General features: G+C 61.8%; 4 protein-coding genes. 1 reads left to right on the top strand and 3 read right to left on the bottom strand.

What is annotated here, in order from left to right; translation table 11 throughout:
• The 3 genes from K8V11_RS07345 to K8V11_RS07355 all read right to left on the bottom strand — a co-directional run.
• Positions 1-1628: YhgE/Pip family protein (locus K8V11_RS07345; protein ID WP_303912144.1), on the bottom strand; the 1628-nt coding region annotated here is incomplete at its 3' end.
• A gap of 53 nt (positions 1629-1681) precedes the next feature.
• Positions 1682-4324 carry a YhgE/Pip domain-containing protein gene (locus tag K8V11_RS07350; protein WP_303912145.1) on the bottom strand — a complete coding sequence of 881 codons (2643 nt, stop codon included), beginning with the start codon at positions 4322-4324 and terminating at the stop codon, positions 1682-1684.
• 139 nt (positions 4325-4463) lie between these two features.
• On the bottom strand, positions 4464-5504 hold the full coding sequence (locus tag K8V11_RS07355; protein WP_303912147.1) for a GAF domain-containing protein: 1041 nt from the start codon (positions 5502-5504) through the stop codon (positions 4464-4466).
• Positions 5505-5571: 67 nt separating this feature from the next.
• Between K8V11_RS07355 and K8V11_RS07360 the strand changes: the two genes are divergently transcribed.
• Complete coding sequence (locus tag K8V11_RS07360; protein ID WP_303912149.1) at positions 5572-6234, top strand: hypothetical protein; 663 nt, start codon at positions 5572-5574, stop codon at positions 6232-6234.
• Positions 6235-6293: the final 59 nt, after the last annotated feature.

Genomic DNA, 6293 nt, shown 5'->3' on the forward strand with positions numbered 1-6293 from the left:
GTATATCCTCTGGCCCGGGCGGTCCCGGGGGCGATTCCGGTATTGAGCATTACCGCCGCGAGAAGCGCACCGATCCACAGCGCGAGGACCGTGTACAGCGGCGCCATGCCGGCGCCGAAACTACTCACCGGATAGACCGCCTGTCGGTCTACTGCCACCGGCGAGGCGATTTCTGCGGCTAGCGCTTCCGGGTCCGAGCCGATGAGGTCGGAAATTCTGGAGAGATCGCCTGTCTCCCCCGCCATCCGAACCTCGCCCTGCAGGTCGGTAAGCTGCTCGGCGCGTAAATCCAATCGGTCCGCCAGCGCCCGGGTGGTTTCGCTCGCTCGACCGAGGGAGCCCGACAATGAGCCGGGCGAGTCGGCGATCGATGATCCGACCCTCCCGAGGTCCTCCTTCACCGAGGTGACGTCGTCGCCCAACGTCTGCAAGGACGAGCCGAGTTCCGTGAGCTGTGGCCTGAGGTTCTCCTGGTACGAGGTCACGGCATCGTTGACCGCGTTCTTTGCCTCTGCAATTGCAGCGGTCGTCCCCTGGCGAACGTCCTGCGCCGACGCGTTGCTCGAACGGATGTCCCTCGCGGATTGAGCAAAATCATCGTGCAGGTCCTGGCTCTTGTCCACTGCCGAGTCGAGGCGCGTCATCACGCGGTCGTATCCGAGTCTGGCCTGGTCCGGGAGCTGCGTTCCGATTCCTTGATCGAGTGTGGTGCGTAGGTTCCGGAGTGAATCGGTTTGCTGTTGCACTCTTTGGGCGAGGGTGTCGTAGGTCTGCGCTGCGCTCGTGCTGGTGGTGTCGGCACTACCCAGGAGCTCGTCGATTCGGTTTCCCACCGTTTCGTAGCTTTCGCTCGTCGCCCGTAGCCCGGTCCCCAGCGACGACGCCGTGTCCCGCAATGTAGACGTGAGGTTCTCGGTTGCGCTCGAGCCGTTTCCGATATCGGTGGTTGGATCGTCCAATTGTTCGCCGGCGGCGTTGACGATGTTTCCGGCGCCCTCCACCAGCGGAAGGCTGGAGTCGATGAGGCCGTTGAACGCTCGTGCCGTCTGGGCCCCGGAGTGTAGCTTCGAGGCGGTGTCCCCGATCCTCGACTCGATTCGGTCGATAGTGTCTTTGACGTCGTCGCTTTCCAAGAAGTCCTCGAGCGAGGTCAACAATCCGAAACCCACGTTGCTGACGGTCTGGGTGAACGTCGAATTGATCTGATCGATCACGCCGTCCGCTCCTTGGGACGTGATTGTCGTCGAGAGGGCGTTCTTCTTCTCGTTCGTATACAGCGCCAGCTTCGTCGGATCGGATCCTTCGACATAGAACGTCAGAAGGTCAGCGCTGAAAGTGGGCGGGAGCACGATTGAGGCATAGTACTCACCGGATTCCGTCCCCTCGATCGCATCGTCTTCGCTGGTGATAACCCAATCGATCTGGTCGTTCATGCTCAATTCGGAAAGCACTTGTTCGCCCAGGTTCACGCGAAGCTTGAGCAGATCGCTCTCGTAACCTTCGTCTGTACTTGCCACGGCAATCTTGAGGTCGTCCGTATTACTGAACGGGTCCCAGCTCGCGAGGACGTTGAATGAGGAGAACAGCAACGGAACGATGGTGAGACCGAATATGACTACGGCGGTCATGACACTGTTCCGGGCCGAGCGAAAGTCCTGCCTGATAATGCTCAGGATATTTTTCATGAGTCGCCGCCGGTACTGTCGTCACTTCGGTTCGTGCTCGCCCGTTCGGGGGAGCGTTGTTCGCTGTTCGTGGAGGATTCATCTTCCGTGTCGGTGACCTCTTCATCGGTTCCGGACGAAGTGACTGCGCGACGAAGCTCGTCCTCGGGTAGGTCGGCCAGTTGCTGCGCGCGGGCGAAACTGTGCCGCGCGTACTCCAGGATCGACACGAAAGCCGTGATAACCAGAATCCAAAGGCAAACCAGGCCGAACAAGATCGCCTTTTGTTCGGGAAGACTGCGGGCGATAAAGGTGAGGATGACTACCCCGACCACCCCGATGAGAATGGTTGATCTCAGCAGGGCCGGATAGTGATCACGCAGAGGCTTCCATCGACGGTCGACTTCCTCGCGAAAGTCGTCGCGATCCCGGAGCGCGTGGATGATATCCGGCAAGGGGTACTTACTGCCCGTCAACTCAACTTTCTCGTGTACCACCAAGCCGCCGTCGGCAAGTTGAGTGTGCACCAACACCTTGACGTGTGAAAGACCACGACGGAAAAGAGTGCCGAATACGAATGCAGCTACAGCCATCCCCGCAAGCAAGCCCAAATCGTGCCAGTAATGAGTGCCGTAGAAGCCGCCGATTGTTTCGCGAAGGGCGCCGATCCCGTACGTGAACGGGAGGAAAGGAAAGATGTCTCGGAAGAAGTCGGGAACCATTTCGATGGGATATAGCCCGGAGGCGCCGGGGATTTGGATGAAGGCCAGGACCACCGCGATCCCCCTGCCGATGTGCCCAAACGCCGTGACCAGAGCGAACACGATGCTCAAGTAAGCGAGGCCGATCAGAGCGCAGGTCGCAACGAAAACAACGGGATTCACTGTCTGGACATCGAGGACGAGGTTACCGATCGAGACGACCAATGCCTGCCCCACCGCGATGATCGCAAGGAGCAGGAAACGCGCGGAATAAGCTTGGGTGATCGACGCTCGTTTCAGACCTGCTGTGTCCACCTCGGTCCGAAAAAGTACGACGAGCATAAATGATCCGACCCACAGAGCGAGATTGGTGAACAAGGCGGCCATTCCCGAGCCGTAGCTTGATACGGGGAAGACAGGGTGGCTTACCACCTCGGCGGGAGACGCGAAGAACTGTGAGATACCTTCGGAGTCCAGGTTTGAAACGGTGTTCAGGGCGCCGTCACCGGACGCCGCGTTTAATAGAAGTATGTCCGACTGTGCTGTGCGCAGGCTATCCTCGATACCCGAAAGGTCACCGATAAAGCTATCGAGAACGCCATTGGCCGCGGAAAGTTGCCGGCCGGTACCGTCGAGCAAACCAATCGACTCGCGGACCAGGGTCTGCTGAGAAGCGAGCGCGGAGGAGTATCCCCCTGCGCTGGCGTTGAGCTCGTTGATTGCGGAATTGAGGACGGGCAGCGTCTCTCCGACGGAAGAACGCAGGTCGTCTGAGGAATCGCGAGTCGCCAGCGTCGCATTTTCTAGTGCGTTCGCCGCTGCGGTCACGGTACCCGCAGTGTCCGAGGCAGCATCCTTAAGCCCGGTGAGGTCAGTGACGAGCTGGCGATTCGTGGCGTTACGTTCACGTAGACCGTTGAGAGCGTCGGTGAGAGGTGCAGCGGCCTCCGTCGTGCCTCCGCCACCGTCTAGTAGTTGTTGCAGCTGATCGATGGCACGATCGCTTTGGTCCACAACCCCCGACGCTCCACCGAGTGCGTCGTCGATACCGGAGCCTGCGCTCTCCAGATCCCCGGTCACAGAGGACACGGCGTTCATAGCGGACGTCACCGCGTCGCTCAAACTGGATGAGCCCTGAAAATATGCGGCGTTCACCGAGTCGGAAACAGCTGCCGTCTGCCTCTGAACCTCCCCTGTAATATTTTGGACCTGGCGCAGTGCTCTTTCGGCGTCACCGAGTGTCTTGTCGACGGATTCCAACGCGTCCGTGGTCGCGTCGATCGTGGGTCCTGCGCTGGTTACGTTTTTCTTCGCAGCTGTGATTTCGGCTTGTGCCGAGCGTAGAGACTCCGCAGTTTCGGTCAGGCTGTCCGCGGCGCTATCGCCGGTGTTGTTGAGCGTCGTTGATAGCTCGCCACCCGAATTCCGCAGCTCGGTCGTAATTGCATTCGACACTTGTTCTTTGAACGCGGAATTGATTTGATTCTCGATGCCTGTAGCACCCTGGTCCGTGATTTTCGGACCGATGGCGCTCGTCTTCTCGTTGACCTCATATTGAAGTGTCGGTTGAGAATACCGTCCCTGGAAAATGCTGAGGATATCGGCAGAGAAACTGGGCGGTACGGTGACACTGGCGAATACGTCGCCGCTATTCACGGCGCTTTTCGCAGCATCTGCGTCCATGAACTGCCAGCCGAGCTGATTATTCTTTTTCAACTGAGCAATCATCTGGGTGCCTACGTCCAAGTCCCCGGTCAGCTCCGAGCCGGCGCCTCGGTCTTCATTCACTACGGCGACACTTATATTCTCAGTATTGCCATACGGGTCCCAGAACGCGGCAATGTTGACCCACGCGTAAAACGCTGGAGTAATCATGACTCCCAGGACAATTACCCAGACTTTCCTGGTCTGCCAGAGACGAAGAGCGTCACGAGTGACGATGCTCAACGAGGTTTTCACACCTGAACGCTATCATTCACGTTCGGTGAGCAATGGTCTGAGCACGTCTCGTTCGGTCCTGTCGTGCTCGCGGATCGGCCAGGTCATCGAAACGCGAAAGAACCGCTCGTCATACTCTCGCTCGTCATATTCCCGCTCGTCATATTCCGTAGCGAAGGTCGACGATCGCCGGAACCTCCGAATCCGGCAGCAGCTCATTCGGCTCGTCGGCGGCGAGAAAGTCCACACACGCACGGTCCGCCTGCGACAAAGCGTAGGGTTGGGAATCGATGGACAGGCCCGTCTGCTGGCGCAGGCGCTTGATCTCACCGCGCACGGTCGTCGTCGCACTCGCATCGCCGTAAAGCTCCTCGGCCAGGGCGCGCGCAGTCCACGCCTCGCGCGAGGCGAGAAGCGCGAGGAGTTCTGCGCGTCGCCCGCTGAGCAGCACCTCCGAGCCATCGGAGCGGACGACCGCGGGCCGCCAGCCGAGGAGCCGAATCCGGCGAATCGTATTCGCGACGGGCTCTACTTCTGCAGAGCCGGAAATCGCGACATGCTGCGCCAGCAGGGTTTCGGCGAGCCGGGCGCCGCAGCGCACCAGGGGCACCACCTCGGTCGTCGCGAAGCGCACGGGCAGCGACACATCGAGCACCCCGACGATGGACCCCGCCCGATCGCGGATCGGCGCCGCCGTGCATGTCCACCCATGGTGGGCGCGAACGAAGTGCTCGCCGGCCGTGGCGTGGGAGAGCCGCCCGGAGTCGAGGGCCAGCGAGATCCCGTTGGCGCCGATCCCGCCTTCCGACCAGTCCGCGCCCTCGGCGAACGCGATCGAATCTGCGCGGCGCAACGCCTCCGGAGAGCCGGCTCTCCATAACAACGAGCCCTGCGCATCGGTGAGCACGACGAGGTGCCGGCCGGCCGTCGAGGTGTCTGCCAGCGAGGCCACGACATCGTCCGCGACCGCCCGCAACGGAGTGCACGTGCGTGCCCGCTCGAGCTCGGGCGCGCCGAGGAAATGCGCGGGAAGCTCCTGCTCCGGCGAAATCCCGGCATCCCCGCTGCGTCTCCACGCGTGCAGGACCCGCGGGTCGAGATCGACCGGCCGGCCTCCTGCGAGCGCCTCCTCGTGCGCGGAGATTGTGCGGCGCGCGAACACCTCGGGCTCCGCGAAACGCAGGTCCGGATGCAACGACATTGCCACCCCCTCGGGTCCACAGTGTGAGCTACGTCATAACCGGCAGTATAGACGCGAAGGAGCGGACATGACCGACACCAAGATCAACCCCACCGAAACCGCGGACTCCGGCGACCCCCGGTCCGGGGCCGACAAGGCCATCGACTCGTGGCTCGCGGAGTTCGACTCCGCGCTTTCCGCGAATGACGTCGGACGTGCCGCCGAGCTCTTCGAGGCCGACGGATTCTGGCGCGACTTCGTTGCGTTCACCTGGAATCTCAAGACCATGGAGGGGCGCGACGACATCCGCGACATGCTCACGTCCCGTCTGGCGGACGTTCGTCCGAGGAACTGGCGACGGGACGACCCTGCAAATGCGGACTCCGGCGTCATAGATGGGTGGGTAACGTTCGAGACGGATGTGGCGCGCGGGTGGGCACACCTGCGGCTGCGCGACGGCAAGGCGTGGACGCTGCTCACGACGATGCAGGAGCTCAAGGGATTCGAGGAGCGCAAGGGTCGGGCGCGCGATAAGGGCGTCGACCACGTGATCACCCGCGAGCGGAAGACGTGGCTCGAGCGGCGGCGCGAAGCCGAGGAGACGCTGGGGTATTCGGAGCAGCCGTACGTGGTTATCATCGGCGGCGGGCAGGGCGGCATCGGGCTCGCCGCGCGGCTTAAGCGGGCGGGCGTGCCGACGATCGTCGTCGAGCGCAACGAGCGCGCCGGGGACTCGTGGCGCAAGCGCTAGAAGTCCCTCCACCTGCACGATCCGGTGTGGTACGACCACATGCCGTACCTGCCGTTCCC

Source organism: Dietzia timorensis, assembly GCF_020742175.1.
GTDB classification, from domain to species: Bacteria; Actinomycetota; Actinomycetes; order Mycobacteriales; family Mycobacteriaceae; genus Dietzia; species Dietzia timorensis_A.